Raw genomic sequence first — 26,835 nt, 5'->3', positions numbered from 1 at the left:
TATTAAAATAACAGATTGTTTAAATAGAATCAATAAAAAACACATCGTTTTATAAACGATGTGCGAAATTGTTTATTTATTTTTCTTTCTTTTTGAAAATAATGATAGATAAGATTGCTAGCACAATAATTGTGACGATAATAATGATCATGCTTGTTGAGGTGCTTAGTATATTTCCATGAAGGTCATAGACAATGCCATACATTTTTTTGTATTCTTCTAATTGTGAAGCGGGGGCACCATCGAAAACCTTGGAGATTGAGCTCTCCATAAAGGCGTTGCGTAATAGTAAAGTTGTATGGCTGATTGGGAAATACATAATAACATTTTGAGCAAAGCTTGGCAGTGCACCAACAGGTACATAGACACCACATAAGAAACCGAGTGATGTGCCAACGATTGTACTGAGCGTTGAAAATGAATGTTGGCTTTTAGCAAGTAATACAAGGAAGAGATTAAAAACACTGGCAAGTAACACAGATAAAAATAGTAAGCCTACTACTTTTAAGAAATCCCCAAAGCTTAGTAGTTCACCGCCTGTTGATACGATAAAAATTTCACAGCCAATAAGGGCGATAAAGGAAAAGATACAGCCAATGAATAAGGCATTTAATACATAGCTAAATTGAATAGTTGCTCGCGAGATAGGGGCTGTTAGAAAATCAGCTTGCGCTTTTGATTCAAAATCCCTTACAGCAATACCATACGCAGCGAGTGTAGTGGAAACAGCGGTCATAGATAGTAAACCAGCGACAATCCATTCATTGACCATCGCTACCAATGCTGGAGTAGCCTTTGTCACTTCTTCAATGGCATTTACTTGCATTTTTTGAAGAAATACTGCGTAAAGGACGATGACAATTATGACAGCAAGTAGCGAGTAAAAAACTTGTGTTTTATCACGTCTAAAAACCTTGTTATTTCGTTTTACTAAGCTAAATAATGCTTCCATTAAGCTGCATCTCCCTCGGCCATAATATGAAGAAAGACATCATCCATCGTACCTTTGATTACTTCAAACGAAGCAATAAGCGACTCCGCTTTTTTTAATAGCGTTAAAGCATGTAGTGTCGATTCGACTCGGATGGAGAAAATACCTAGGTTTTCTGAATAGGAGATAGCATTTTCCTCGAGCCACTGTATCCCTTCAGAATTATTATGAAAAACAAGAGCCATTGAATCATAGGCGTATTTTGTTTTAAGAGCGTCTGGTGTTCCTTCAGCAACAATTTCTCCTTCTTTTAAGACGATGACATGATGAGCGACTGCCGCTTCTTCCATATAATGCGTAGTTAAAAAAACTGTCATGTTTGTTTCGAGCTGAAGCTGTTTAATGGCTTGCCAAACGAATTGTCGTGTTTGTGGATCAAGTCCAGTTGTTGGTTCATCTAAAAACAATATTTTAGGTCGATGGATAAGGGCTCGAGCGATATCAGCACGCCTTTTTTGACCACCCGATAAAGTTCCATATTTGCGCTTTTCTATATCATCTAAATGCAAATATGTTGAAACGAATTGATAATTTTCGGCCAATTGTTTTTTCGATAAGCCATATGTTTTACCACGGTGAATTATATTTTCCCGCACCGTTAATCGTTCATCTAGTAGACTTTGCTGGAATACGACACCAATGGATTTTCGAATTTCCGCATTGTCGTTGCTTGCATCAAGTGTATAGCCATTAATGTTTACAGTACCGCTTGATTTTTTTAATAATGTACAGAGTATTTCAATGGTCGTTGATTTCCCTGCACCATTCGCACCTAAAAAGGCGAAGAGAGAGCCTTGTTCAACCGTAAACGAAATACCCTTTACAGCTTGTTGTTCGCCATATTGCTTACATAGATTTTCAACTTGTATAGCAAAAGTCATATTGTTTATTCCTTTCTTTTTTGAATTACTTGATTGATTTTTGCAATATCACTTTTTTGAAGTACATAAATAATGCACCAAGCGATAAAGAAAATAATAGCTTCACTTACAAAAATGTATGTAATGCTTGAATGTTCGAACCAACGCCCAAAATAGCCTGCAATCATGACACACAGCGTAACTGCAATTACATGTAGAATAAACTGAGCAATAAAAGGTAAACGTTCAATATCATAGATGATAGAAAGTAGACCTATTGCAACTCCAAGTATGGCGGCGACGATAATTTGTTCAAGTAATTCCGACCCTGATATCACTGCGTTATTAGATATGACACTTAATGTTACTAAGGTGTAGGAAGAGCTTAGTGATATGAGTAGACCGATTGTCATCATACGTATAAATTTTTTCATATTATGAGTCCCTCCCAATTCCTAAGTGTTGTTTTAGTTCTTTTAAATATTTGCGGCTAACATGGACGGACACATCATTTTCTAAAATCAGTTCTGTTGTACCGATTGTACCCATTTGAATAGAGGCAATTTTGTTAATGTTGACGAGTGTCGATTTGCTGACTCGGGCAAAGTCTTTCGCAAATTGTGCTTCTAGCTCATATAATTTACGCTTCGTTTCGAATTCCTGTTCCTCCGTCTGCAAAAATACTTTTGCACCCTCTGCGTATATGGAGTAAATATCTGAAATTTTTAGCATATGAATTTCTTGTTGAAAATAGCCATCTAGCATTGTCGTTTGTGAAGTTTGTAGCTGCTTCATCAGTCGTTCAATTTGCTCGTTGTATTCCTTCGCATGTATATGAATCTCAGTTTCTTCTAATGCACTGTTGATCGTTAAGTGAATTTTCATTGGAGGCCTCCTTTACATATCTCCGCAACGGAGAATCACTGAATCAGGTAATAATAATGTAGCATAGAAAATTTTAGCTTGGAGAAAATCTTGGATAAGAGGTTAAATTTTATAAATAACAGGTTCAATTTTAACGATATACGACATTGCAAAAAAGTGATGAAGTAGAAAAATAGGCAGGTTCACGGCATAATAGAATGATACAGTCACGAGGGGTTGCTTCTATGTTTATTTTTGACAAGCACATGTTTATTACATTATGTATTGGTTTAACAGGTGCGATTTTATTTAATGTATTACATATTCCAATGCCGTGGTTACTTGGAGCTATTGCGGCGGTGCTAATTGTTCAGTTATCGACAAAGGTACAATTGAAATGGCATAAATATTTCCGTAATTTTGGTTTAATCGTTGCGGGGTATTCCATTGGTTTTGCGTTTACACCAGAAGCGGTGCAAGATATTAAACAATTTTTAGGCAGTATGATTGTTTTAAATATATTATTTATTGTACTGTTTTTCGGCGTTAGTTATTTAGTAGCAAAACGTGCAGATTTAGATTTTGCGACCGCGTTGACCTGCTGTGTACCTGGTGGCATGTCACAGGTTGTTGCCTTTGCCGAGGAGCAAGGGGATATGGATATGGTCGTCATTACGTTCTTCCAAATATTACGGGTTCTTTTAATCGTCGGCTTTGTGCCATTAATGGTGTCAGACTCTGGGGGAACTAGCGTAGTTGTCAACGGAGCGTATACATGGAGCCTAATAGCTTTACTTGCTGTGTGCGGAGTAGCGGGTTGGCTAGCGCAAAAGGCAAAAATTCCGACAGGCTATATGCTTGGTCCAGTGTTTTTATTGATGGGCATCAATATGGCAGGGATTGATGTGCCGAAATTGCCATTGTCACTACTTCATATTGCACAACTAATGCTTGGTATTTACATCGGACTTTTATTGAAAAAAGACGATCTACATTTATCGAAGAAGCATGTATTTTACGCTTTTGTATCCGCAGGTATCTTTGTTGGCGCAGCATATGGCTTAACATTTGTCATGCAGAGTTTTTACAGCCTTGATTTTCGAACAGGCTTTTTAAGTATCGTACCAGGCGGCCTTGATCAAATGGGGATTATCGCCGCTTCCGTACATGCAAAGGTCACAATCGTCACCGCATTTCAGCTATTCCGCGTACTGGTCGTATCCGTGTTCCTCGTACCATTTGTTAAAATGTTTGTGAAAAAAGTGAAAACGTAGAGGCTGATGTATCCCATCAGCTTCTTTTTTATCTTATAGGCTCTGATAAATAAATTGAGAAATCCAATTCTTGACTATTTGCTCAAATAAATGAAAATTTAATATTGCTGACCTTGGGGCCTTGTGCTCGTACGGTCCCTAGTCGAAACATAACTACCATTCTATACCAGGTGATCCAGTGTTTATGAAACTTAAAACTTATCGTAACGTCTTTACCTTCAAAGGATGAAGGGAGAAGTACATTGTTTAAATATGTGATACAACTAATTCTTGGATTCTTGACTTTATTGGTGTCAACAACTATTTCTTGGTATGAGGGAAGTGGTATCATAGATAATACGCTGGAATGGAAGTATTCAACCCCGTTTTCTCAGATATTTAATATTGAGATAAACAATGGCCAGGATATTAGTCAGCTTGATTACTTTGTCTATGCGGCTAAATTCCAACCATTTTTCCCGACTATTATGACAGTAAGTGTTCTTTATATTTGTACTGTACTTATATTTTTCATTTTTCAACTAAATCATCAGTTAGCCATTATTTTGTCAGGGATTATAAGTTGTGTATTTATTGTTATTAGCGGTATATTTTTTAATTCATCAACTGTTGGAGGAAACGTATTCTTTTGGATTACGGCTGTCAGTGCATTAATTTTTATAAGTATGGCGATAAGTTTATGGTACAGAAAAAAATGCATGTTTAAATTACAACCATAATAGTTGATTAGTGCAACATAAACGTGCGAGCTCTAGTATATAAGTATTTGTACAAGAGTTCGCATTTTTTTAAAAAAAATCTTGATTGGGGAATGAGTGTTGAATTTTAGGGAAAATTGGCACTCAGTCGGAAAGGAAATCAACCTTTGTTATGGAACGGGCTGAAAAAATGTGAAAGAATGTAATTTGCTCTTTTCAAAATTACCTGAATTATGGTAATATAAATTTAATTATATTGAACGGAGGTGAAAAGGAATGAATAAAAACGCTACGAAAACATGTGTAAAGGTGGATACAGCTATGTATTTTGCACGTGTGATTACTTTCGATTTTGCGAACAACGGGATAGGTCTGTCCATTTTTAAGCAAAATCAAATATCAAACGTAGCGAATTAACCATTCTTTTTCACAAACTAATGAGGAAAAGACTGCTTGTTAATCGAGCAGTCTTTTTTGTGTCTTTAGATGTTTTTCGCACGTTTCATTGGAGGAAAAAACGATGCAAATTAAAGCTGAACAAATACAAAAAATTATTGGTGGAAATGTTTTATTTGAAGGGCTTCAATTAGAAGTAAATACAGGGGAGCATGTTGCCGTTGTTGGTGTGAATGGTAGTGGGAAAACGACTTTATTACAGTTACTAGCTGCTTTGGATGCGCCAGATAAGGGACGAATCATAAAAAGTAAGGAAGCGTCGATTGGTTATTTACATCAAATTCCACAATATCCTTTGTTCACAGTGAAGGAAGTGTTGGAGGAAGCATTTGCGGAAATTTTTGCATTAAAGGCTAAAATGACAAAGCTTGAGCAGGAAATGCAGTTAGCTGTAACAGATAAGGTACTCCAGCAATATGGTCAAGTACAGGAACAGTATATGCTGCAGGGTGGCTATGAAATTGATGCGCAATTAGCGATGATTGCAAATGGTCTAGGTATAACACCTTTGCTTGAGCAACCTTTTAGTAGCTTAAGTGGTGGGGAGAAAACGAAGGTAATGCTAGGGCAAATCCTTTTAAGTAATCCTTCTATTTTGTTATTAGATGAACCGACCAATCATTTAGATATGCAGGCAATCGAATGGCTAGAAAATTATGTCCGAAATTTTGCAGGAATTGTTATTGCAGTATCACATGATCGCCACTTTATGAATCAAATGGCTCAAAAAATAATTGAAGTTGAAGATGGAGAGGCATTTACGTACATTGGCAATTACGATGCATTTGTTGAACAAAAGGAAGCTAAGCTTGAACAGCAATTTGCTCAATACGAAGAGCAGCAAAAGAAAATTAAAAAAATGCAGGAAACAATAAAGCGCTTAAAGCAATGGGCGAATGAAGCGAATCCGCCAAATGCTGGCTTGCACCGTCGTGCTAAAAGTATGGAAAAAGCACTAGCCCGTATAGAGCGTGTGAAGAAGCCTTCAACGAAAAAGAAAATGAATTTAGCGTTAACGATGGCTGAACGTAGTGGTAAAGAGGTTGTACAAATGAAGGGCATTAGCCATGCATTTGAGAAACCGTTATTTAAGGAAAGTAATTTAGCGGTTTACTTCGGAGAACGACTGGCGATTGTTGGAGGCAATGGCAGTGGGAAATCAACGTTATTAAAAATGATGTTAGGTGAAGTTGAACCTAATGAGGGTGTTTGTCATGTCGGCAGCAGTGTTAAAATTGGTTACCTTTCACAGCAATTTGAACATAAAAATCCGGCCATTCGCTTAATAGATGCCTTCCGTGAAAGTGTCTCGGTGTCAGAGGCTGAAGCGCGTCATATTCTTGCTCAGTTTTTATTTTATGGCTATGACGTTTTTAAAAAAGTGAAGGACTTAAGTGGCGGTGAAAAGATGCGCTTACGTCTAGCACAGTTAATGCATGAGGATATTAATTTATTGATGCTGGATGAACCGACCAACCATTTAGACATTGAAGCGAGAGAGGTATTGGAGGATACACTAGAATCCTTTGAAGGGACCATTATTGGTGTTTCGCATGACCGTTATTTTTTACAAAAGATTTTTACAAAAGTTGCATGGATTGAGCATGAGAAGATTCAAGTATTTGAAGGTGACTATGAATGGGCAAGACAAAAACGTTTAGAAATAGTAAAAGAACCAGTTTTAAAAGAAGTACCTGAAAAATCCTATGCTGTTAAAAAAGAGATACCAATTGAAGAACAAATTGAAAAGCTCGAAATGAGATTAAAGGAGCCGACACTTGCTAAGGAGCAACGTCAAAAGCTTGAACAGCAGCTAGAGGATTTATATGAAAAATGGATTGAGGGAGGAACTGAGCATGCATAAAATAGAGCATATCATGCAGTTAGATATTGATTATATTAAAAGTTTTAGTGAGATGGAAACATGTAATGAAGGAGTATTATTTTACAATAAGGAAATGCCAACATATTACGACGCCAATCATGCACACATTTGGAAGATGATTGCCGAGCCAAATATGTTTTTAAAGAAAATTAAAAATTTCTATCAGTCAAAATCTCTCATCCCAAGATTGTATTTATACAACGTAGAGGAAAATCAGTCATGTATAGAAGCATTAGAGAATCATGGCTTTCAATATGAAAGTTTTACTGATGATGTACAGTGTTGGAATGGTGAATACTCGCAATTAGCTCATAATCCAGCCATACAAATTGAACATGTAACAGATGCCAATATGGAGGAAGCATTAGCTGTAGAAATGAGCATTTCTACATTTGGAGAGCCTGCATTAATCAAAAAAGCTTTTGAGGAAACATATCATTCTCCTCATTTTATGTATTATTTATTAAGATTGGATGGCACAGCTTGCTGTACTGCCAATATTTTCGTCTCAGGAAATCAAGGGAGGGTCGAAAGTGTAGCAACACTTGAAAGCTATCGAGGTCGAGGTTTGATTGGATATATTCTGCAGCATATTCAGCAAGAGTCGATAAAGCAAGGGTTAGAATATCTCTGGATTATGCCTATCAATGAACAGGTTGCCAAGGTCTATGACAGGGCAAATTTCAAATCAGTAGGCACAATAAAATCAATTCATGCCTTTACTGAAGGAAAAAGCATTAAGCAAATACGACAAGAGTCTTAATTAGGATGAACGATAAAATATTTTGCCAAACTCCTGTGGGACAGCAATCGCCATAGGAGTAGTGCTTTTAGGGGTTTAATTTTGTTTATTTTAGTCGTAGAATATGTTCAAATCGTGTAAGTCAAAGCTTGTCAGAGGTAAAGTGGTAAAATCCTCCATTTGGAAAATATGGTGAACCTGAACAGTGTTGACTACTCGGGATTTTTGAATTAATGTTTCGAAAGAAGGATTTTCAATCTTTAAAAGTTTTTTACTTGAAAAAATGGCGAATTCGATTTACTCTCTTTAGAGATACTTGTTTAATGGACTTGGAGGATATGAAATGCACGGAATTTATATACGCTATAATGTCTTAGAAGAAACCCCAGCAGCACAATGGCCCAAAAAAATGGATGCATTTGCGTATGTTCAACGAGGAAAGCCACAACAAGACAATGACAACTTGCTATCGATGGAAGAGCTAAAAAGCCATGCAATTCGCTATATTAAAAGCTTGAAAGATAATGCAGGTGATCATTTAGTAGAACAACGCAATGGTGAAATCGAGCACTTTGATCGACGCTATATGGAATCCTTAAAGCTAAAGGAAAGCATCGATTCACAACTTATTAATCTAGAAGAAATTCGTTTACTTTTACAGCTAATGAATGTATTGAATTTATCACATGGTTTCGGAGAAAATGCTGGAAAGCTACTTCGTCAAATTACCCCATATGCAAAAGAGGTAGAGCACCCAACATTCCAAACAACTCGTGTTGAGCGACATTTTTATTCAGAACTAATTGAACAAATTGAAGCAGTTTATGCACGAATTATGCGTCACCACAACCCATCAACGACTGAAATGCAGCAGTCAGAAAAGATATGGACAGCAGTTTGTGAGCAAGCAATTGAAAAGGTAGAATCGCGAATTGAACGCCTGTCTTCTATCAAGTTAAAGCATGAGAAAAATTTGCTAGAGTTTAGTCAATTAAAACAGCAAACTATCGAGGCAAAGGAACGCCTAGATATTGCTGTCAATGATCTTGATGCTATTTTAAATGTACTAGAATCTTAAGGCTATGTTAAAGCCTAAATAATGCGGTTTGAGTGGGGTTTAGCTATGAGCTAGCCCATTTTTTCAATAGCTCAGTCAAATGTGTTGGTTGAATCAAAAGAACTACCAACACATTTGAAGGCGGTGAACAATAAGGAACCAGAAATTGCTTGGACTCAAGTTCTACGTCGCACATTTTAAGGTAGCCGAACTTCATAACAAAATCGAAAAGACATACTTCAATTGCCTTTAGGAAATTGAAGTATGTCTTTTTTTATGAACAAGGGAAGGTGCCTGTTTTAACCTTGAACCCCAAGAACTCTAGATTATGAAGTCAGGCAGATTGTTCCAGTTTTAATACCAGTTGGACCGTTAAACCCTGGAATTGTATCGATTACTGTATTTGTTTCTATATCTATGACAGACACGGTATTGTCAAGTTGATTTGTGACATAAGCAAGTGTTCCATCTGGCAAGATGGTTACTTGGTCAGGGGATAATCCTACAGGGATCGTAGCAATCACCAAATTGGTTAATGTACTTATTACAGATACAGTATTACTACCTTTATTTACAATGTAAACAAATATTCCATCAGGTGTAATGGCTGTTCCAACAGGTCCTGTTCCAACAGGAATTACAGCAACTACCGTATTTGTTGCAGTATTAATTACAGATACTGTGTTACTATTTTCATTTGTAACGTAAGCAAATTGTCCGCTCGGTGTGATAACGATGGATCTTGGGCGAATACCAATTCCCACAGTGATAGTAGCAACCACGGCATTTGTAGCTGTATTTATTACTGATACTGAATTTGAATTTTCGTTTGCAACGTAAGCAAATGCACTGTCTGGAGTAAAAGCTATGCCCTGAGGTTGGAGCCCTACTGGAATAGTAGCGGTTACCGTATTTGTAGTTGTATCTATGACAGATATAGAGTTAGCTCCAAGTCCGTGATTTGATACATAAGCAAGTAATCCATTTGGTGAAATTGCTACACCAAGAGGCTGAAATCCTACCGGGATGGTAGCGACTACCGCATTTGTTGCCGTATTAAAAACCGTTACATTATCCGAGAAGAGAGCTGGAACATAACCAAATTCTCCATTTGGTGTAATCGCTACTTCTAAAGGAGCAGATCCTACTGGAATGGTAGCGACTATAGTATTTGTAGCTGTATCAATTACTGATACCATATTATCAGGAGTTGCTTGCTGACCAGCGTCTGTAACGTACACTAAAAAATGACAAGGTGGAGTTGGTGGTTCAGGTATAAATGGTGGTGTAAATGGTGGCTTACAAGGACAAGGACAACAAAAACCACAACAATTACAACGACAGCTTGGATTTGATTTAAACTTGAACTTTATAAATTTATTTTCTTTTTCCACAATGCACACCCTTTCTATTACATATGGATACATTGATACTATATGCAAATAGAATTATGTTGCTTGTGCATTTTTACCTACACTAAATAAGTTTGAACAGTGTCGAGTGGTCGTTTATATTAGTTCCCGATAATTGTTTGATTCCTAAATTATAGTGTCTGCTGGTGATTCTTTGAAATGTACTTGTTTCTGTATTTATATGGTAAAATTAAATGTGCAAAAGGAGGTATTCTATTGTTTAAAAATGTTTCAAAACTCCAATTGGCACTATCTTTTTTTATGGTTCTTATCGGTTTTTTACAAGCATATAACCATTGGGGAGAAAGGACTGCTTTATCATTATTCTTTTTAACTTCTAGTATTTTACTTTTACTTCTTTCGATCATTGGCCTGTTTGTTTATAGGAAAAGGCAAATATCTAATGCCTAAAGAGCTTTTAAGGGGCTCTTTACAATGTGTGAGTAAGAAAGATTGAGGTGAATCGTTAGCCCCAATCTTTCTTACTCACACATTCCTGTACACACGCTTGCTGTATTTTTCTAGCCAAACCTCAATTTTACACCTTGAAAGCCTCCTACAATATCTCCTTAGTTGCCATTATTCCTTTTATTATGACCTGGCTATTATATTTTAAGAATCATACTATTTAAAAACACATCATTCGAAAATTAAGAAAACGGTAAAAATTACGAAACCTTTTATAGACTGCATCCGTATAGTAGGTAATACAATGAAAAGGGGTGAACAACTTGACGCTATTTGGCTATTCACTCGAGCAAATCTTTTTAGTGGGATTAATATTTGGGGGCCTTGCAACACTTTTATTTACGTTTTTTAGTGATGCTGTCGAGGGCATTGGAGAGGGGCTACCGATTTTTAATCCAAGTGTCATTCTATCTTTCATTACGTTGATGTCAGCAACAGGATTTATTTTAGAAAAACTAGCCTTCTTCCCTAGCGTTTGGAACATTGTTGCTGCTTGTATCATCGGAGCTATTTTAAGTGCACTATTTTATTTATTTGTTCTAGTTCCGCTACGATCGGCCGATGTTTCGTTAGCTTATACAGAAGAATCGCTTGGCGGCCAGCTAGGAAAGGTTATTGTTCCAATCCCGATTGACGGTTTTGGGGAGGTAGTTATTGAAACGACTAGCGGAATGATTTCAAAGCGAGCAACAGGATTTGACAATGAGGCTATCGATTACGATACGACGGTACTTGTTGTAGAAGTGAAAGAAGGAACGCTTTTTGTGAGATCCTATGATAAGAAATTTTTATAGAGGAGCGATATGTATATGTCGATGGAGATTTTAATTGTAATAGGGATTGTAGCCTTTGTTTTAATCGCACTAGTTGCACTGTATGTGACAAAGTATCGTACAGCGGGTCCTGATGAAGCACTGATTGTGACAGGTAGCTATCTTGGCTCAAAAAATGTACATAAAGATGAGTCAGGAAATCGTATAAAAATTATTCGTGGTGGCGGTACATTCGTATTCCCAATTTTCCAGCAAGCACAGCCATTAAGCTTATTATCTAGTAAGCTTGATGTGACAACGCCTGAAGTGTATACGGAACAAGGTGTACCGGTTATGGCTGATGGTACAGCTATCATTAAAATCGGTGGTTCTATTTCTGAAATTGCGACGGCAGCGGAGCAGTTTTTAGGGAAGCAAAAGGAAGAGCGTGAAAATGAGGCACGTGAAGTGCTAGAAGGTCATTTACGTTCGATCTTAGGTTCAATGACGGTTGAGGAAATTTATAAAAACCGTGATAAATTCTCTCAGGAAGTACAGCGTGTTGCATCTCAAGACTTGGCGAAGATGGGTCTGATAATTGTTTCCTTTACGATTAAAGATGTACGTGATAAAAATGGCTACTTAGAATCGCTTGGTAAGCCACGTATTGCACAGGTTAAACGTGATGCGGATATAGCTACCGCAGATGCTGAAAAGGAAACACGCATTAAGCGTGCTGAAGCATCGAAAGAAGCTCAAAAGGCAGAGCTTGAACGTGCGACAGAAATTGCTGAAGCAGAAAAAGAAAATCAATTAAAAGTAGCAGAATTCCGTCGTGAGCAAGATATTGCTAAGGCACGTGCTGACCAAGCATATGAACTTGAAACGGCTCGTGCGAAGCAGGAAGTTACGGAACAAGAAATGCAGATTCGCATTATTGAACGTCAAAAGCAAATTGAATTAGAAGAAAAAGAGATTTTACGTCGTGAGAAGCAATACGATTCAGAAGTTAAGAAAAAGGCTGATGCTGATCGTTATGCTGTCGAGCAAAATGCAGCGGCAGCCAAAATGCGTGAACTAGCGCAGGCAGATGCGGAGAAATACCGTATCGAATCATTGGCGCAAGCCGAAGCAGAGAAAATTCGTTTGGATGGTCTTGCAAAAGCGGATGCTGAGCGTGCAAAAGGGGAAACAGATGCGGATATTATTCGTCTTCGTGGTCTAGCAGAAGCAGAGGCAAAACGTAAAATTGCGGAAGCCTTTGAATACTATGGTCAAGCAGCTGTCCTGGATATGATTGTACGCATGATGCCAGAATATGCGAAAGAGCTTGCGAGTCCACTTGGCAATATTGATAAGATTACTGTTGTCGATACTGGTGGTGGGGAAGGCGGCGGTGGTGCTAATAAAGTAACTGCCTATGCAACAAATTTAATGTCAACATTACAAGAATCGTTGAAGGAGACTTCAGGGATTGATGTGAAAGAACTTATTGAAAGCTATGCAGGTAAGCATACATTGCGTCCTGAGCTAGAGCAAATAGCAGTAGGCTTAGGAAAGCAAGCACCAGCTACAGCTAATGAAATACAAGACGAGATAAAAGAAACAGTTGAACAATAATAGAAATAGCCGCCTGATATGATTTCAGGTGGCTATTTTTGCTTCTATTTTTCCTTCCACTCACTAGCGAGTATGCCATAAGCAACGTGGTCAACATAATGATCATAAAGCCATTCTGCTGCACGAATCGTCCCTTCCTTAGTAAAGCCTAGTCGTTCAGGGATGGCACGGCTTTTGGCGTTGCCCACAGCAGCACGAATTTCGACCTTGTTGAGCTGTAAATCCTCAAAAGCATATTGTAATAATGCCTGTACAGTCTTTGTCATAATACCATGTCCTTGAGCTCCTTCGCTGAGCCAATAGCCAATAGCAGCTATCTGATTGCTATGATTTATCGTATTAAAGCCAGCAATGCCTACGATTTCATTTCGAAAAATGATAACAAGAGAGAGGCTGCTTTTAGCTTCGTGTCCTTTTATACAGCCTTCTATATATGACGTAGTATCGACTACTTCTTTTGTAAAATCCAGCCACGGCAACCATTCCCGTAAATATGCACGTGATGCATCTGTTAAGGCAAAAACAGCATTTGCATCTTCTAATTCGACAGTACGTAAAGATAAATCCGGATTAATTGTAATTTGCAATATTCTTCACCTCTTTATTATTTTAAGGCGTTATGCATAAAGCCCTTCATTTCGTGACTAAGAACTGTTAACTCCTCAATAATTTCACTAAAATCTTGAACGAGCTGAGCCTGTTCGTTCGTTGCGTCATTGATTTGCCCCATATTTTGCTTAAGGTTTTCAAGGTTTCTATTTATATTTCGTAGGGAGGCTTCAATGTTTTCCGTGGCGCTGGATGTTTCGAACGAGAGCTTTCTAACTTCCTGCGCTACGATGTTAAAGCCAGCACCGTGCTGACCTGCACGAGCCGCCTCAATGGATGCATTTAAGCCGAGTAAGTTTGTTTGGCGAGAAATACTTTTTATTAAATCTGTTACTTCATTTGTCTTCTCTGAATCTTCAAGGGCGTGCTGTGCTTGTTTGTTAATTTCCTCACTTGTTGCTGCTAATTCCTGTGAATGTGAGGCGATTGTATGTACTTTGTCCTGTAAACTGTTTACAATGCTATCCATTGTCCCCATATAATCCTCGAGTTTAAGCTCATTGTCGATTGGTAATCCAAATGCTAGGGCACCTACGACTTTACCATTTTCACGGATTGGAAATGAAAAAGCATTGATGGCAACTCCGTATACATCCTTTGGTATAACGACATCAGCATTTTTCCCAGTAAAGGCAATGAAAACATTTTGGTCATTAGCATTTACTTTTTGTCCATCTAGGTAGCCTGAATCTACACGTTTGCCAGCTAAATATTTTACAACTATTTCACTTTCCTTCTCGACGACAGCCACAATTGCCTCTTCCTTTAATGCAAGGTGGATATAAGGTACTGAAAGTGCTAAAGCTTCAATAATTTTCATAAAAATTCCTCCAAGTCTGTGCAACGAAAATAGTTTAGTCATCGGAGCTTTTTACCAATGATTGCTAGATGATTACTTTCACTGTAACACAATATTTGCCAACCCAAAATAGAAATTTATTTGAAGATATGTAATTGTGATCATGGGAAGATTATCAAATGAAATAATGCACTCAACACTAAAAATAGTGCGCTCATCATCAATTGTTGTGGATGACATTTGTTAAAACGTATGCCAAATAGATAGGTTGATTGGAGTGGAGACTGGGCAACTCCTTGGGGATTAGCAATAGATGAACGAAGGCTAAAACCATCACGTCCTGTGATAACGCCTTCGTGACCAACCTCGTGTTGGCCCGAGACCCTGGAGCGCAAGCGAAGCGGCTCATCGGACGCCCCCAGGAAAGCGCCCAGTCGGAACGGAAATCAACAACACGTTATGGCAATGATTCAAACGGTGGCAAATTTGTCTATTTTTTGACAAACAATCGTGTGTTTTGAAGATCGTTGTATTAGAATAATAGTAGAATTGGAAGAACGTAAGGAGAGAGAGAAATGGATTACATTCAAAAGGGGACAAAGTCGTTTCATAAAGCAAACTGGGCTTTATTTTTAGCAGGCTTTATCACCTTCGCCAATTTATATGTATCACAGCCATTATTACCAACATTTGCGAAGGAGTTTCATGTATCACCTGCAGTTGCGAGTTTAACGCTTTCTGTGACAACTTTTGCGTTATCCATCAGTATGATTATTGTGGGCTCATTATCAGAAGCATGGGGTAGGAAATCTTTGATGACGATTTCTATTTTTGCGGCATCTATTATTACACTTGCACTCGCCTTTTCTCCTAATTTTGAAACGATATTAGTGTTACGTGTTATACAGGGCGTTGTTTTTGCAGGATTGCCAGCAATTGCGATGGCTTATTTAGGAGAAGAAATGGATCCAGCTAGTTTAGGTATTGCGATGGGCTTATACATAAGTGGTAATTCGGTAGGCGGGCTTAGTGGCCGAGTTATTATAGGGACATTAACGGATCTTTACAATTGGCAGGTGGGAATGATTGTACTGGGTGTCATTAGTCTTGTGATTAGCGTGTTATTTATCTGGATGCTACCTAACTCCAAACATTTTACAGCACGCCCATTGCAGATAAAATCATTGACGGTATCTCTTTTTCAGCATTTAAAGGACTTATCTATGCTTTGTCTTTTTGGCATTGGCTTTGTATTGATGGGAAGCTTTGTGACTCTATATAACTACATTGGCTTTAAATTGATGGCGCCACCTTATAATTTAAGTGCTACGATTGTTGGTTGGATTTTTGTAATTTACTTAGTAGGTACATTTAGCTCTGCTTGGTTCGGTAGTCTTACTGATCAATATGGACGTCAAAAGATGTTGTTATTGTCTATTGCGATCATGTTAGCTGGGGCGATTTTAACATTAAATGGGCTACTTAGTTTAAAAATTTTGGGGATTACAATCTTTACATTTGGCTTCTTTGCAGCGCACTCGATTGCCAGTGGATGGGTAAGTAAACGAGCCACTCATGATAAAGCACAAGCCTCTTCTCTCTATTTATTTTTCTATTATTTTGGCTCAAGTGTTGGGGGAACAGTAGGAGGGGTATTCTGGATACATTATGGCTGGGGAGGCGTTATTGCAATGATTGCTGTATTTTTAGTCGTTGCATGTTTGCTCTCTTTTTTGTTAAAGGAAATTATTGCTAAACAACAACAGATTGCAGCAGAGCACTAGAAATAGTATTTTTTTGCTTAGCTATTTACTTTCGCGTATAAAAATGATTTGTCGTAAACTATCTGATAGTATAGTGAGTAGACTGGTGATAAAGAGGAGTTGAAAGAATATGTTCGCGCGTTATAAAGGATTTTCGATTGTCTTAGCTTTTCTAGCGGTAGCATTTGTTTTGACAGGTTGTGGAGCTGCTAAAGACAGTGGGAAATCGGAAGGAAATACGGCAAAGAAAACAGAAGAAATTGAGGATTATTCATCAAAAGTGAAGGAAAATCCAATTGTGACGATCACGATGAACAATGATGAAAAAATCGTAATCGAATTAGAACCTTCTACCGCGCCGAATACGGTAGCTAATTTTATTTCGTTAGTAAAAAAAGGTTTTTACGATGGTCTTATATTCCATCGAGTTGACCCTGATTTTATGATTCAAGGTGGAGATCCTTCAGGTAATGGTACGGGTGGCCCGGACTATTCGATAGAAGGTGAGTTTTCTTTAAATGGTTTTAAAAATGATTTAAAGCATGAACGCGGTGTCATTTCGATGGCTCGTTCGCAGGATCTGAATTCTGCGGGATCTCAATTTTTCATTATGGTAAAAGAAGCATCACATCTTGATGGCCAATATGCTGCCTTTGGAAAAGTAATTGAGGGGATGGAAACAGTAGATGCTATTGCTACTGCTGAACGAGAGGGTGAAAAACCATTAAAAGATCAGCAGATGAAAAAGGTAGAAGTAGATACAAAGGGCTTTGATTATCCAGCCCCAAAGGTACTAAAATAACAGATGTGAAAATCTGAAGTACAATACAAAACAAAGAAGCATGAGAGATCAATGATGATCTTTCATGCTTTTTTGTATTTACCCCATAATATTGTAGCCTGCGTCGATGTAAATCGTTTCGCCTGTTACACCACGTGATAAGTGAGAAAGCATCACGATTGTCATATCTGCCACTTCGTCTTGTTGAACATTACGTTTTAATGGAGCTGTTTCTTCGATTTTGTGTAAAATTGTATTGAATGAAGGAACGCCTTTTGCAGCAAGTGTGCGAATTGCTCCAGCTGAGATCGCATTAACGCGAATATTATCTTTGCCAATATCTGCAGCAAGATAGCGCATAGATGCCTCTAGTGCAGCTTTCGCTACACCCATGACATTGTAGCCGTCAAGGACACGCTCTGCTCCTAAGTAACTCATTGTTACGATAGAGCCGCCTTCAGTCATATAAGGATGTGCGGCCTTTGCTGCTGAAATAAGAGAATAGGCGCTAGTATCTTGTGCAAATGCATAGCCATCACGAGTTGTATCTAAAAAGCGATTGTGTAAATCTTCTGCATTGGCAAAGGCTACTGAATGCACGATACCATGGATAACGCCGACTTTTGTACCGATTTCATTGAAAGCCGCTTTTGTGCTCTCGTCGCTGTTAACATCACATTGTACGATCAGTGAATCAGATTGTCCGATATTTTCTAATTGCTTTTGTAATTTTTTTAATGAACGTTCTTGGCGATATGTGAAAATAACATTTGCACCTACGTCAAATAAACGTTTTGCGATACCCCAAGCAATACTTCGATCGTTTGCCACACCCATTACGACAATATTTTTATCTTTTAATTGTAATAAATTATCCATCATCTATAAGAACCCCTTTATAAAATAATATCTGTTATTAGTACCAACTACTAAAATCTTATCATACATAAAAAATGGTTGCAATAACAAGATGAAAAGAGTGGCCAACTTTACGTTAGAAAACAAAAAAATTCATCTCTGCTATGTTAGAGATGAATCCAGTAGATGTTATTTAATTGGATCAACCAAAGTATGTATATCCCATGGGAAATTAACTTTAGTGTTTGTCACGTGGGGATAAAATAAAGGCACCCAGTTAAGGATGCCTTTAAAGATACGTATGAAGAACTATTCGAATTTTAATGAGTCGCCATCAAAAGTTTCATCTGCTACTTTGATTGAGTCAGTTGGGCATCCTTCGAAAGCATCTTGCATGTCTTCTAGTAGATCTTCTGGAACTTCAGCAGTTCCCATGTTATCATCTAAAATAACGAAGGCAATACCTTCATCATCATAATCATAAATATCTGGTGCTGCGGCTCCGCAAGCGCCACAAGCGATGCATGTATCTTTATCAACAATTGTGAATTTAGCCATTTTTCTTTCTCTCCTTTTACATGTTCCTATAAAGCTTCATACTCATTTTAAAGATGTTTATCTTACATTTCAACATAAATACTATTAAATTGGAGGAATTTGCGTCTATGTTTCATCAAATTTTATTGCAAATCTTTCAAAAACTAAATAACGAACGAACAATTTCCGCTGCTTATCACGTATTGAGAGGAAAGCGCTCAGGTCAGACTATTCAAGACATTGGCCTATTTCAGTTACATAATTATTTTGGGCTATTACCTAAGTTACCTAGGAAGACATTTGATGAAGCCGTAACTTCGTTTTTACAGTATAGTTGGTTAACTATGCAAGAATCTGGTCACTATTCCATGAAAAAGCTAGGTTTACAACGAGCGGAGCAGACTCCTTATTTTTTATTTGACGGATGGCACTATCGGGGAAATGAGCATGTATTTTTTGCGAGGTTCTCGTTAATTGTACAAAGTTTATCTTTTCAAAGTGCTGGTGTTCGTTCATTTTCTCCTATTAGTAAGGATACGAATATTCAGTCTTGGGTTCGTACATTTTTAGTCGAGCATAACTATCAAGATGGGCATTTACAGCAACGATTATTGGCAGAATGTGAACAGGTGCTTTCTGTGTTACCGTTATCAGATGCCAACAAACAGCTTGTCCTCTATCGGTTGAGTGGTCATAGTATACCAGGATGGACGTGGCAGCAGCTCGCGAGTGAACGTAAGGAAACAATTTTAGATTGTCAGTTAGCGTTTATAGAATTGCTACATACATTATTAAATGAAGTTCATCAGTCAAATGATTATCCGTTGCTTGGTAAAATGGCAGAAGGATTAAGAGTAAAAGCATTACTAACTGATTCAGCGCAGCAAACAGCACATTTATATGAGCAGGGCTATTCAATTGAACAGATTGTGCAAATAAGGAAACTAAAACAAAGTACAATCGAGGATCATTTGGTGGAATTAGCCATGAACGAACCGAACTTTTCGATTGGTCCATTCGTCTCATATGAAGAAGCGGAAAAAGTCTGGCAAGCTTCGAAACACTATCAAACAAAAAAATTGAAAACATTGCATGAAGTAGTTGAAGGTATGAGTTATTTCCAGTTAAGGCTTGTCCTCGCGAAAGGAGAAGTATAAATGGAACTTGAACAAACGTTGGCAAAGTATTTTGGCTATACAACATTTCGTCCAGGCCAGAAAGAGGTCATTGAAGCAATCCTAGAAAAAAAAGATGTTATTGCTTTATTACCAACAGGAATGGGTAAATCTCTTTGTTATCAGCTACCAGGATATATTTTGCAGAAGCCGGTTTTAATTGTTTCTCCTTTGCTTTCTCTAATGCAGGATCAGGTAGAGGAGCTAAAACGCTTTGGTGAAAAGAGGGTAGTTGCCTTAAATTCATTTTTATCCGTAAGTGAAAAACGCTATGTGTTACATTTTTTAGAGCAGTTTCGTTTTATCTTTACGTCACCAGAGATGCTTTTACAGCAGCAAGTTCAAGACAAGCTTTCGCAAATGCAGTTAGGTCTTATCGTCGTGGACGAAGCACACTGTATTTCTCAGTGGGGCTTTGATTTTCGACCAGATTATTTACGAATTGGACAATGGTTTTCGCAAGTAAATCGTCCACCGGTTTTAGCATTATCAGCGACTGCGACGAATAAAGTAGTCAATGATATACGAGATACATTGTCGCTAGATACACCATTTGAGTTTTTGTACAATGTGGATCGGCCTAATATTCATCTTGGGCGTGTCGTATTTGAGGATAAGGCAGATAAAACACACTGGATTTTGCAACATGTTAAAGAGACGGCAGGACCGGGTATATTATATATGTCCTCACGGAAGCGTGCTGAACAATATAGCGAAGCGCTTATACAGGCTGGTATACGAGCGGCAGCTTATCATGCAGGCTATGGTGCTGAGGACCGTCAGTTTATTCAGCAACAGTTTATTGACGGGGAACTCGACTGGATTGTGGCTACGAATGCTTTTGGAATGGGTATCAATAAGTCAAATATTCGTCAGGTTATCCATGAAACGCTGCCTGCTAATGTAGAAAATTACATGCAAGAGATTGGCCGTGCAGGGCGCGATGGTCAGCCAGCGCTCGCAATTTTACTTTATAGTGATGGTGATGAGGAACTTGCGAAATTTGTTGTAATAGGCGATTTGCCAACAGCTGGTCATGTTGATCGTTATCAGGAACTACTAAATCAACAAGTACATCCTTCACAAATGTTGAAAAATGGAGAGCTGAGTGAGACCGCTTTTCGTGTGCTTGATTACTGGCTACAACAAGAAACGATGGAACAAGTTAAAGTGCGTTTAAATCATTTGGCGCTAGAAAAGTATCGTGCTGTCGATGAAATGCATAAAATTACTCAGACAAAAGACTGTATTCGTACACAGCTAGTCGGGTATTTTGGGCAAAATTTGCTGAAAAAACCAGAAAACTGTTGTGAAAATTGTGGAATCCATTATGATGAAATCAATAAGGTACGCTTGAAAGAAGAGAAGAAAATAGAAATGATCCCATGGGGAAGTCGGCTAAAGCAACTCTTAATGGGTTGTTAAAGGCTCATCACTAAAAGTTGTGGATGACATGTTGGAGTGGAAACTAGGCTCTCCAGGAAAGCGCCCAAGCCCCACGTTATGGTGATATGTCCTTTTTAGACTATAACTGACGGTCATTTACTTTTTTCGCAAAATTCGTCATAATAGAATGATAGAAAGCGTAGTAAGGTTGGAGGAACGGCGAATGAGTAAAGAAGATTATCGCGATAAAATCGAAGAACATCGTCAATCTTTTGAAGAAGAACAAAAAGAACAGCAAGCTTTATCTAGAGTTTCAAGAATGAAGAAAAATGGAAATGACAATAAAAAGCCAAGTAATACAAAACGAAAACCGCCATTAATGACGATTCTTTTTGTAATTTTTATCTTAATTCCATTATCGATATTAGTCTATTTTTTGAAATTCTATGAACCTGGAACAACAATTGAAGAGGCTGAAAAAAAATCTTCGGATCAAATTGTAGAAATTGACAATTCAGGGGATGATGATAAGGTACCTGTGTCAACTGACAAAAACAAAACAAAAGAAGACGATAAAGCAAACAAAGATAAAGCAGACAAAGCAAAGGAGCCTTCTAAGAAAGACGCTGAGAAATTAGCAGCTGAGCAGAAGGCGGCTGAGGAAGCGAAAAAGGCAGAAGCAGCCAAGAAGGCAGAGGAAGCTAGAAAAGCCGACGAAGCTAAAAAAGCTGAGCAAGCTAGAATAGCACAAGCAGAAGAGGCTAGAAGAGTAGAACAAGCACGAAAGGCCGATGAAGCGCGTAAAGCTGAGGAAGCACGGAAAGCAGAAGAAGCAAAACAATCTGCAAATGCAAGTACCCATACTGTAAAAGCAAATGAAAATCTATATCGTATTGCATTGAATCACTACGGTGATGGCAGCGAAGCAACACTAGCGAAAATTCGTGCAGCAAACGGTATGTCTTCAAATAATGTAATGATTGGGCAAGTGATTAAGCTACCATAAGAAAACGGGTGTCATTCTTTGGCAATTATGTTTTTCTAGTATAAAATAATGGACAAACGTCAACACCAAATATGGTTGAGACGTACGTCTGATTTAGTGAAAAGGCGATTCTTCATTATAACGAATCGTCTTTTTGCTTTCGTAAGGAGATGTGAAGGAATGATTTATTTTGGACTATTTGTTTTAGTAGTCATCGCGTTCCTGCTTTATATGTTGAAGGTGGCACATGAAAATAATGTTTTGCATCATCAATTGTTATTAAAGGGTGAACAGGAAAAAATCCGACTATTTTTTATTTCGGATACACATTTACGCAAAATTAATCGCCAGATGATTGAACAGTTAGATGGTCAGTTTGATGCTGTTATTATTGGTGGAGATTTTGCAGATGGACGCACACCTATTCAACGTATTCATGACAACCTAAAATTATTAACTCCTTTAGGACCGACTTTTTTTGTATGGGGTAATAATGACAGAGAAGTAGGTGAAGGACGATTACGAAGTATTTTGCAGGAACATGGTGTTCAGATCATCGCGAATGATGCTGTATTACTACCTAAAAAAAACCGCTTTTGGCTAAATGCAATTGAAGACACATCTACAATGAAATATAGCTTTGATGAAGCATTTGCAAAGGTAGGAGAGAAAGACTTAGTTGTTTTCATCTCACATAACCCTGGTGTTTTTGCAAGAGTCCGTGCAAAATTTAGAGCAGATTTAATGATTGGTGGGCATTTACACGGTGGTCAAATTAGAATGGGTCCGTACGGTGTGCATCCTAATGGCTCTTATCGGGAGCGTGAGGGTGTGATGACGTTAGTAAGTAACGGCTATGGTACGACATTATTACCTTTCCGACTTGGTGCGAGACCACAGTGTCATATTATTGACATTGAAATTTCGGGTAAATAAACAACCAAAACTCGATTGAAGGCGTATAATGGAAGCGATAAGGATTTATTCGGTAAAAGCCCGATTATTGAAAGTATTAGCAAATTGCTGATACAAAGTTGATAGGAGTGTCAAGAAATGCAGCAAGTAGATGCAATTATTGTTGGAGGAGGCCCATGTGGTTTAGCAGCAGCAATAGCCTTGCAAAATATTGGATTAAAGCCAATTGTCATTGAAAAAGGCAATATCGTAAATGCGGTTTATAATTACCCTACGCATCAAACTTTTTTTAGTACGAGTGAACGACTAGCTATTGGTGATGTTCCCTTTATTATTGAAGGTCGTAAACCAAAGCGAAATCAAGCACTAGTTTATTATCGAGAAGTTGTACGTTTGAAAGATATTCGAGTAAACCGCTTCGAGAAAGTAAATAGCGTTGTGAAAAATGGAGCGGTGTTTACAGTAACGACAGATAAAGAGGTCTATTCAACACCTTATGTTGTGATCGCAACAGGCTACTATGACCATCCGAATTTTTTAAACATCCCAGGTGAGAAATTGCCGAAAGTCTTCCATTACTTTAAAGAGGGACATGAATTTTTTGATACTGATGTTCTCGTAATAGGTGGAAAAAATTCAGCAATAGATGCAGCGCTTGAGTTGAATAAGGCTGGAGCTCGCGTCACAGTTGCCTATCGTGGTAGTGAGTATTCACCAAGCATCAAGCCATGGGTTTTACCAGAATTTGAAGGTGTAGTACGAAATGAAGAAGTCAAAATGCATTTCAATACGAATATACTGGAAATCCGAGAGCATGAGGTCATAGTAGAAATTGATGGTAGCAAGAAAACTTTAAAAAATGATTTTGTTTTTGCTATGACAGGCTATCATCCAGATCATTCATTTATTCGAGCTATGGGTGTCTCTATTGATTATGAAACGGGTCGTCCTTTCTTTAATCCAGAAACTATGGAAACAAATGTAGAAGGATTATTTATTGCGGGAGTTATTGCAGCTGGAAATAATGCCAATGAAATTTTTATTGAAAATGGCCGTTTCCATGGCGATAGTATTGCAAAGACAATTGACAAAAGAGCAAAATAGCAAGAGAAGCTGTATAGGCATATAAGCTTATACAGCTTTTTTTAAAACGTCGGATAGGAGAGAGAAAGCGACGGAAAGAAGGGCTAGAGTGACGGATGAAAGAGCCGAAGTGACGGAAAGAAGGGTCAGAGCGACGGATGAAAGAGTCGAAGCGACGGATAGAAGAGCCGGAACGACGAAAAGAAAAAGAAACGACTGATGAAAGAGCCGAAGCGACGGAAAGAAAGGCCAGAACGACGGAAAGAGCCGAAGTGACGGAAAGAAGTGTCAGAGCGACGGATGAAAGAGCCGAAGCGACGGAAAGAAAGGCCAGAACGACGGAAAGAGCCGAAGCGACGGAAAGAAGTGCCAGAGCGACGGATGAAAGAGTCGAAGCGACGGATAGAAAGGCCAGAACGACGGAAAGAGAACAGAGTGACGGAAAGAAGTGTCAGAGCGACGGATGAAAGAGCCGAAGCGACGGAAAGAAAGGCCAGAACGACGGAAAGAGCCGAAGCGACGGAAAGAAAGGCCAGAACGACGGAAAGAGAACAGAGTGACGGAAAGAAGTGTCAGAGCGACGGATGAAAGAGCCGAAGCGACGGAAAGAAAGGCCAGAACGACGGAAAGAGCCGATAAGCGGCTCATCAGATGCCCCCAGGAAAGCGCCCAGTCATCACGGAAATCAACCCCACGTTATGCTGATAATACATAATTTGTCTAATGGAAGTTGATAAAAAAGGTGTGAAAGAATGATTGGATTATATTGTATTCTGAGTTATATTATAGGGAGCTTTATGACGGCGTATGTTGTAGGTAAAGCATATGGTGTTAATTTACAGGAAGAAAGAAGTAAAAACTTAGGGGCTAGGAATGCTGGTAGTGTGATTGGGAAAGGTGCTTTTCTATGGACCTTTTTAGGGGATTCTTTAAAAGGTGCGCTCATTGTTGGTGTAGGGCGTTTATTGCATTTCGAAGAATGGGTAATTGTTTTAGGCGCTAGTTTGGGCATGCTTGGTCATATGTTTCCATTTTGGCTTAAGTTTAATGGGGGAAAAGGAGTAGCCACTTTTATAGGTGTAGGTCTGGCATTATCTCCAAGCTTATTTTTCATGATGGTTGCAGGGACATCTATTACGCTCAGTGTAACTAGAGCTTTAACACTTAGTATGTTAGGCGGCTTTGTCTTATATGTTGGAGCGATTGTTTATACAGATAAATTACTGTTATACATACCGATACTAGTAGCAATAAGTATTGTGCTTATTAAACATATGTCGAATATTAAAGAGGCTTTAGAGAGAAGGAAGTGATTATATGTATTGGTGTAAAATTGCGCATACAGAAGCGGAGTTTGAGGAAATTGCACGATTAAATTATGAAACCTTTGTCGAAGAAATTCCACAGCATAAACCAAACCCCGAAAGAAAAAAAGTTGACCGTTTTCATCATGAAAATACGTATATTGTTGTTTATAAAGGAATAGAACTTATAGGCATGCTTGCATTTAGAGATCGTAGGCCGTTCTCAATTGATGAAAAGATAGGAAAGGTTGAGCAGTATTTATCAAAAGAGATTAGTACTAAACTTTGTGAAATTAGATTGCTTGCCGTCAAGAAGGCATACCGAACAGGAAGAGTACTGCTGAAATTGACACAGGCATTGACTGCTTTTGCATACGAAAAAGGCTATTCGGCAGCGGTTATCTCAGGTACTACTCGTGAAGAGAAGCTTTATAAGCAAATGGGCTTTACCCAATTTGCACCTGCTACAGGGACCGAGGATGCTTTATTTTTACCAATGATATTAACGAGACAGCAGTTTGAAAAGTCTTTACAGCAAAGACTGGCGAAGGAGTGCCATACTTTTTATCCAGGTCCAGTGAAACAAAGAGAACCATTTATGTATTCAGAGCTTTCTCATCGTTCGTTAGGCTTTCAATCATTATTTGAGAAAATGAGAAATAAGTTGCTACAATTATCAGGAGCAGAGCATGTAGCTACAATTGTAGGAACTGGGACATTGGCAAATGAAGTTATGCTAGGGCAATTGAAGGCTCAACAATCAGGGCGTGGACTAATTTTAACAAATGGTGAGTTTGGAGAACGTCTTCGAAAGCAAGCAGAGAGATGGTCATTGGATTTTGATGTAATTGAGCAAGATTGGGGAAGTTCCTTTGATACAAATATTTTAGACGCTTATTTGGGAAAAAGATCTTATCAATGGCTTCTTGTAGTACATGGAGAAACGTCGACCGGTACTTGTAATGATTTAGAGGGAATTTTACAGCTTACAAAACGATATAATATAAAGCTTTGCATTGATTGCATTAGTTCTTTCGGAGCAATGTCATTTTCTTTAAAAGATTGTTATTTAGCGACTGCAGTGAGTGGAAAAGCAATTGGTGCGCTCAGTGGTTTGGCTTTTATTTTTTCGCAAAACATGGTGAAATCTTCTTCAACATTACCTGCTTATCTCGATTTAGCTAATTACCAGCAAGGCGCGATTCCATTTACATTACCAGCAGTACTTGTTGCAAATGTTACTGCAGCATTACAAGCGTATCCAGAAAGATATGGACAGTTACAGCAACGTTTTAAAACATTACTGCAACTACCATTTATGCACTACCAAGTTTCAACTAGACAGTATCCGATGCTGATTACTTTACAACTTCCTAAGACTTTGGCAAATCTACAGAGAGATTTAAATTTAAATGGTTATTATGTTCATGCAGATAGCCAATACTTACGTCAAAGAGATTTCATACAGCTCTCAGTTATTCAGCCGGATTTTGAGATAGCAATCAATCATTTACATAAAATCTTGAATTATTATAAGCAAATTGGAGATGCATAAGCTTAA

29 protein-coding genes are annotated in these 26,835 nt (G+C 38.2%); 18 read left to right on the top strand and 11 right to left on the bottom strand.

Going from position 1 to position 26,835, the window contains the following annotated elements:
• Nucleotides 1-76 precede the first annotated feature (76 nt).
• From ACYQ73_RS01155 to ACYQ73_RS01140, 4 genes are read right to left on the bottom strand one after another with little or no spacing between them, the layout of a single operon-like run.
• Entirely contained in the window at nt 77-952 is an 876-nt protein-coding gene (locus ACYQ73_RS01155) for an ABC transporter permease (RefSeq protein ID WP_460010765.1), read from the bottom strand.
• Complete coding sequence (locus ACYQ73_RS01150; RefSeq protein WP_460010764.1) at nt 952-1,872, bottom strand: ABC transporter ATP-binding protein; 921 nt, start codon at nt 1,870-1,872, stop codon at nt 952-954. The genes ACYQ73_RS01155 and ACYQ73_RS01150 overlap by 1 nt, the downstream gene beginning before the upstream one ends.
• A 5-nt stretch (nt 1,873-1,877) precedes the next feature.
• Nucleotides 1,878-2,285, bottom strand: coding sequence for a DUF3021 domain-containing protein (locus tag ACYQ73_RS01145; RefSeq protein ID WP_460010763.1), 408 nt, complete (start codon nt 2,283-2,285; stop codon nt 1,878-1,880).
• A 1-nt stretch (nt 2,286) separates the two neighbouring features.
• Nucleotides 2,287-2,736 (bottom strand): LytTR family DNA-binding domain-containing protein, encoded by a 450-nt coding sequence (locus ACYQ73_RS01140; RefSeq protein WP_460010762.1) that lies wholly within the window; start codon nt 2,734-2,736, stop codon nt 2,287-2,289.
• A gap of 224 nt (nt 2,737-2,960) precedes the next feature.
• Between ACYQ73_RS01140 and ACYQ73_RS01135 the strand changes: the two genes are divergently transcribed.
• The 6 genes from ACYQ73_RS01135 to ACYQ73_RS01110 all read left to right on the top strand — a co-directional run bounded on the left by ACYQ73_RS01135 (nt 2,961) and on the right by ACYQ73_RS01110 (nt 8,848).
• Nucleotides 2,961-3,989 carry an AbrB family transcriptional regulator gene (locus ACYQ73_RS01135; protein WP_460010761.1) on the top strand — a complete coding sequence of 343 codons (1,029 nt, stop codon included), beginning with the start codon at nt 2,961-2,963 and terminating at the stop codon, nt 3,987-3,989.
• 242 nt (nt 3,990-4,231) lie between these two features.
• The gene (locus ACYQ73_RS01130; protein WP_460010760.1) at nt 4,232-4,708 is read left to right on the top strand and encodes a YjdJ family protein; all 477 of its coding nucleotides are present in this window, start codon (nt 4,232-4,234) and stop codon (nt 4,706-4,708) included.
• Nucleotides 4,709-4,963: 255 nt separating this feature from the next.
• Entirely contained in the window at nt 4,964-5,104 is a 141-nt protein-coding gene (locus ACYQ73_RS01125) for an RAxF-45 family protein (RefSeq protein WP_166672191.1), read from the top strand.
• A gap of 103 nt (nt 5,105-5,207) precedes the next feature.
• Complete coding sequence (gene abc-f, locus ACYQ73_RS01120) at nt 5,208-7,007, top strand: ribosomal protection-like ABC-F family protein (protein ID WP_460010759.1); 1,800 nt, start codon at nt 5,208-5,210, stop codon at nt 7,005-7,007.
• Nucleotides 7,000-7,791, top strand: a complete 792-nt coding sequence (locus ACYQ73_RS01115) for a GNAT family N-acetyltransferase (protein ID WP_460010758.1) — start codon at nt 7,000-7,002, stop codon at nt 7,789-7,791. Before abc-f ends, ACYQ73_RS01115 begins: the two co-directional genes overlap by 8 nt.
• A gap of 322 nt (nt 7,792-8,113) precedes the next feature.
• Nucleotides 8,114-8,848 carry a hypothetical protein gene (locus ACYQ73_RS01110; RefSeq protein ID WP_460010757.1) on the top strand — a complete coding sequence of 245 codons (735 nt, stop codon included), beginning with the start codon at nt 8,114-8,116 and terminating at the stop codon, nt 8,846-8,848.
• A gap of 305 nt (nt 8,849-9,153) precedes the next feature.
• On the opposite strand, the gene ACYQ73_RS01105 is transcribed toward ACYQ73_RS01110, so the two are convergent.
• Nucleotides 9,154-10,221, bottom strand: a complete 1,068-nt coding sequence (locus ACYQ73_RS01105; protein WP_460010756.1) for a beta-propeller fold lactonase family protein — start codon at nt 10,219-10,221, stop codon at nt 9,154-9,156.
• A 234-nt stretch (nt 10,222-10,455) separates the two neighbouring features.
• Here ACYQ73_RS01105 and ACYQ73_RS01100 point away from each other — a divergent pair, with 234 nt between their 5' ends.
• The 3 genes from ACYQ73_RS01100 to ACYQ73_RS01090 all read left to right on the top strand — a co-directional run bounded on the left by ACYQ73_RS01100 (nt 10,456) and on the right by ACYQ73_RS01090 (nt 13,079).
• Complete coding sequence (locus tag ACYQ73_RS01100; protein WP_460010755.1) at nt 10,456-10,650, top strand: hypothetical protein; 195 nt, start codon at nt 10,456-10,458, stop codon at nt 10,648-10,650.
• 320 nt (nt 10,651-10,970) lie between these two features.
• Nucleotides 10,971-11,501, top strand: a complete 531-nt coding sequence (locus tag ACYQ73_RS01095) for a hypothetical protein (RefSeq protein WP_460010754.1) — start codon at nt 10,971-10,973, stop codon at nt 11,499-11,501.
• Between the two features lie 15 nt (nt 11,502-11,516).
• Entirely contained in the window at nt 11,517-13,079 is a 1,563-nt protein-coding gene (locus ACYQ73_RS01090) for a flotillin family protein (RefSeq protein ID WP_460010753.1), read from the top strand.
• 44 nt (nt 13,080-13,123) lie between these two features.
• On the opposite strand, the gene ACYQ73_RS01085 is transcribed toward ACYQ73_RS01090, so the two are convergent.
• The 3 genes from ACYQ73_RS01085 to ACYQ73_RS01075 form a co-directional block, all read right to left on the bottom strand.
• The gene (locus ACYQ73_RS01085) at nt 13,124-13,666 is read right to left on the bottom strand and encodes a GNAT family N-acetyltransferase (protein ID WP_460010752.1); all 543 of its coding nucleotides are present in this window, start codon (nt 13,664-13,666) and stop codon (nt 13,124-13,126) included.
• Between the two features lie 17 nt (nt 13,667-13,683).
• Nucleotides 13,684-14,508 carry a methyl-accepting chemotaxis protein gene (locus ACYQ73_RS01080; protein WP_460010751.1) on the bottom strand — a complete coding sequence of 275 codons (825 nt, stop codon included), beginning with the start codon at nt 14,506-14,508 and terminating at the stop codon, nt 13,684-13,686.
• A 140-nt stretch (nt 14,509-14,648) separates the two neighbouring features.
• Entirely contained in the window at nt 14,649-14,882 is a 234-nt protein-coding gene (locus ACYQ73_RS01075) for a hypothetical protein (RefSeq protein ID WP_460010750.1), read from the bottom strand.
• Nucleotides 14,883-15,062: 180 nt separating this feature from the next.
• Between ACYQ73_RS01075 and ACYQ73_RS01070 the strand changes: the two genes are divergently transcribed.
• Nucleotides 15,063-16,271, top strand: coding sequence for an MFS transporter (locus tag ACYQ73_RS01070; protein WP_460010749.1), 1,209 nt, complete (start codon nt 15,063-15,065; stop codon nt 16,269-16,271).
• Between the two features lie 109 nt (nt 16,272-16,380).
• Complete coding sequence (locus tag ACYQ73_RS01065) at nt 16,381-17,052, top strand: peptidylprolyl isomerase (protein ID WP_460010748.1); 672 nt, start codon at nt 16,381-16,383, stop codon at nt 17,050-17,052.
• 78 nt (nt 17,053-17,130) lie between these two features.
• Here ACYQ73_RS01065 and ACYQ73_RS01060 read toward each other — a convergent pair whose 3' ends face one another.
• Together ACYQ73_RS01060 and ACYQ73_RS01055 are read right to left on the bottom strand one after the other, a co-directional pair.
• Entirely contained in the window at nt 17,131-17,913 is a 783-nt protein-coding gene (locus ACYQ73_RS01060; protein ID WP_223553174.1) for an enoyl-ACP reductase FabI, read from the bottom strand.
• A gap of 285 nt (nt 17,914-18,198) precedes the next feature.
• A complete protein-coding gene (locus ACYQ73_RS01055) occupies nt 18,199-18,447 on the bottom strand; it encodes a ferredoxin (RefSeq protein WP_053482601.1) in 249 nt (82 codons plus the stop codon).
• Between the two features lie 107 nt (nt 18,448-18,554).
• Between ACYQ73_RS01055 and ACYQ73_RS01050 the strand changes: the two genes are divergently transcribed.
• The 5 genes from ACYQ73_RS01050 to ACYQ73_RS01030 all read left to right on the top strand — a co-directional run bounded on the left by ACYQ73_RS01050 (nt 18,555) and on the right by ACYQ73_RS01030 (nt 23,991).
• Nucleotides 18,555-19,583, top strand: a complete 1,029-nt coding sequence (locus tag ACYQ73_RS01050; protein WP_460010747.1) for a YpbB family protein — start codon at nt 18,555-18,557, stop codon at nt 19,581-19,583.
• Nucleotides 19,584-21,026 (top strand): RecQ family ATP-dependent DNA helicase, encoded by a 1,443-nt coding sequence (locus tag ACYQ73_RS01045; RefSeq protein WP_460010746.1) that lies wholly within the window; start codon nt 19,584-19,586, stop codon nt 21,024-21,026.
• A 184-nt stretch (nt 21,027-21,210) separates the two neighbouring features.
• Entirely contained in the window at nt 21,211-21,993 is a 783-nt protein-coding gene (locus tag ACYQ73_RS01040) for a LysM peptidoglycan-binding domain-containing protein (protein ID WP_460010745.1), read from the top strand.
• Between the two features lie 159 nt (nt 21,994-22,152).
• Complete coding sequence (locus ACYQ73_RS01035; protein ID WP_460010744.1) at nt 22,153-22,908, top strand: metallophosphoesterase; 756 nt, start codon at nt 22,153-22,155, stop codon at nt 22,906-22,908.
• Nucleotides 22,909-23,025: 117 nt separating this feature from the next.
• Nucleotides 23,026-23,991 (top strand): YpdA family putative bacillithiol disulfide reductase, encoded by a 966-nt coding sequence (locus ACYQ73_RS01030; protein WP_460010743.1) that lies wholly within the window; start codon nt 23,026-23,028, stop codon nt 23,989-23,991.
• A gap of 267 nt (nt 23,992-24,258) precedes the next feature.
• Here ACYQ73_RS01030 and ACYQ73_RS01025 read toward each other — a convergent pair whose 3' ends face one another.
• Nucleotides 24,259-24,618 (bottom strand): hypothetical protein, encoded by a 360-nt coding sequence (locus tag ACYQ73_RS01025; RefSeq protein WP_460010742.1) that lies wholly within the window; start codon nt 24,616-24,618, stop codon nt 24,259-24,261.
• Nucleotides 24,619-24,722: 104 nt separating this feature from the next.
• On the opposite strand from ACYQ73_RS01025, the gene ACYQ73_RS01020 reads away from it, so the two are divergent.
• On the top strand, nt 24,723-25,283 hold the full coding sequence (locus tag ACYQ73_RS01020; RefSeq protein WP_460010741.1) for a glycerol-3-phosphate acyltransferase: 561 nt from the start codon (nt 24,723-24,725) through the stop codon (nt 25,281-25,283).
• A gap of 4 nt (nt 25,284-25,287) precedes the next feature.
• Complete coding sequence (locus ACYQ73_RS01015; protein WP_460010740.1) at nt 25,288-26,829, top strand: aminotransferase class V-fold PLP-dependent enzyme; 1,542 nt, start codon at nt 25,288-25,290, stop codon at nt 26,827-26,829.
• Nucleotides 26,830-26,835 lie beyond the last annotated feature (6 nt).

The sequence above is a fragment of the Lysinibacillus sp. CTST325 genome (genome assembly GCF_054665055.1).
This window is presented reverse-complemented; position numbering and strand designations above follow the sequence as displayed.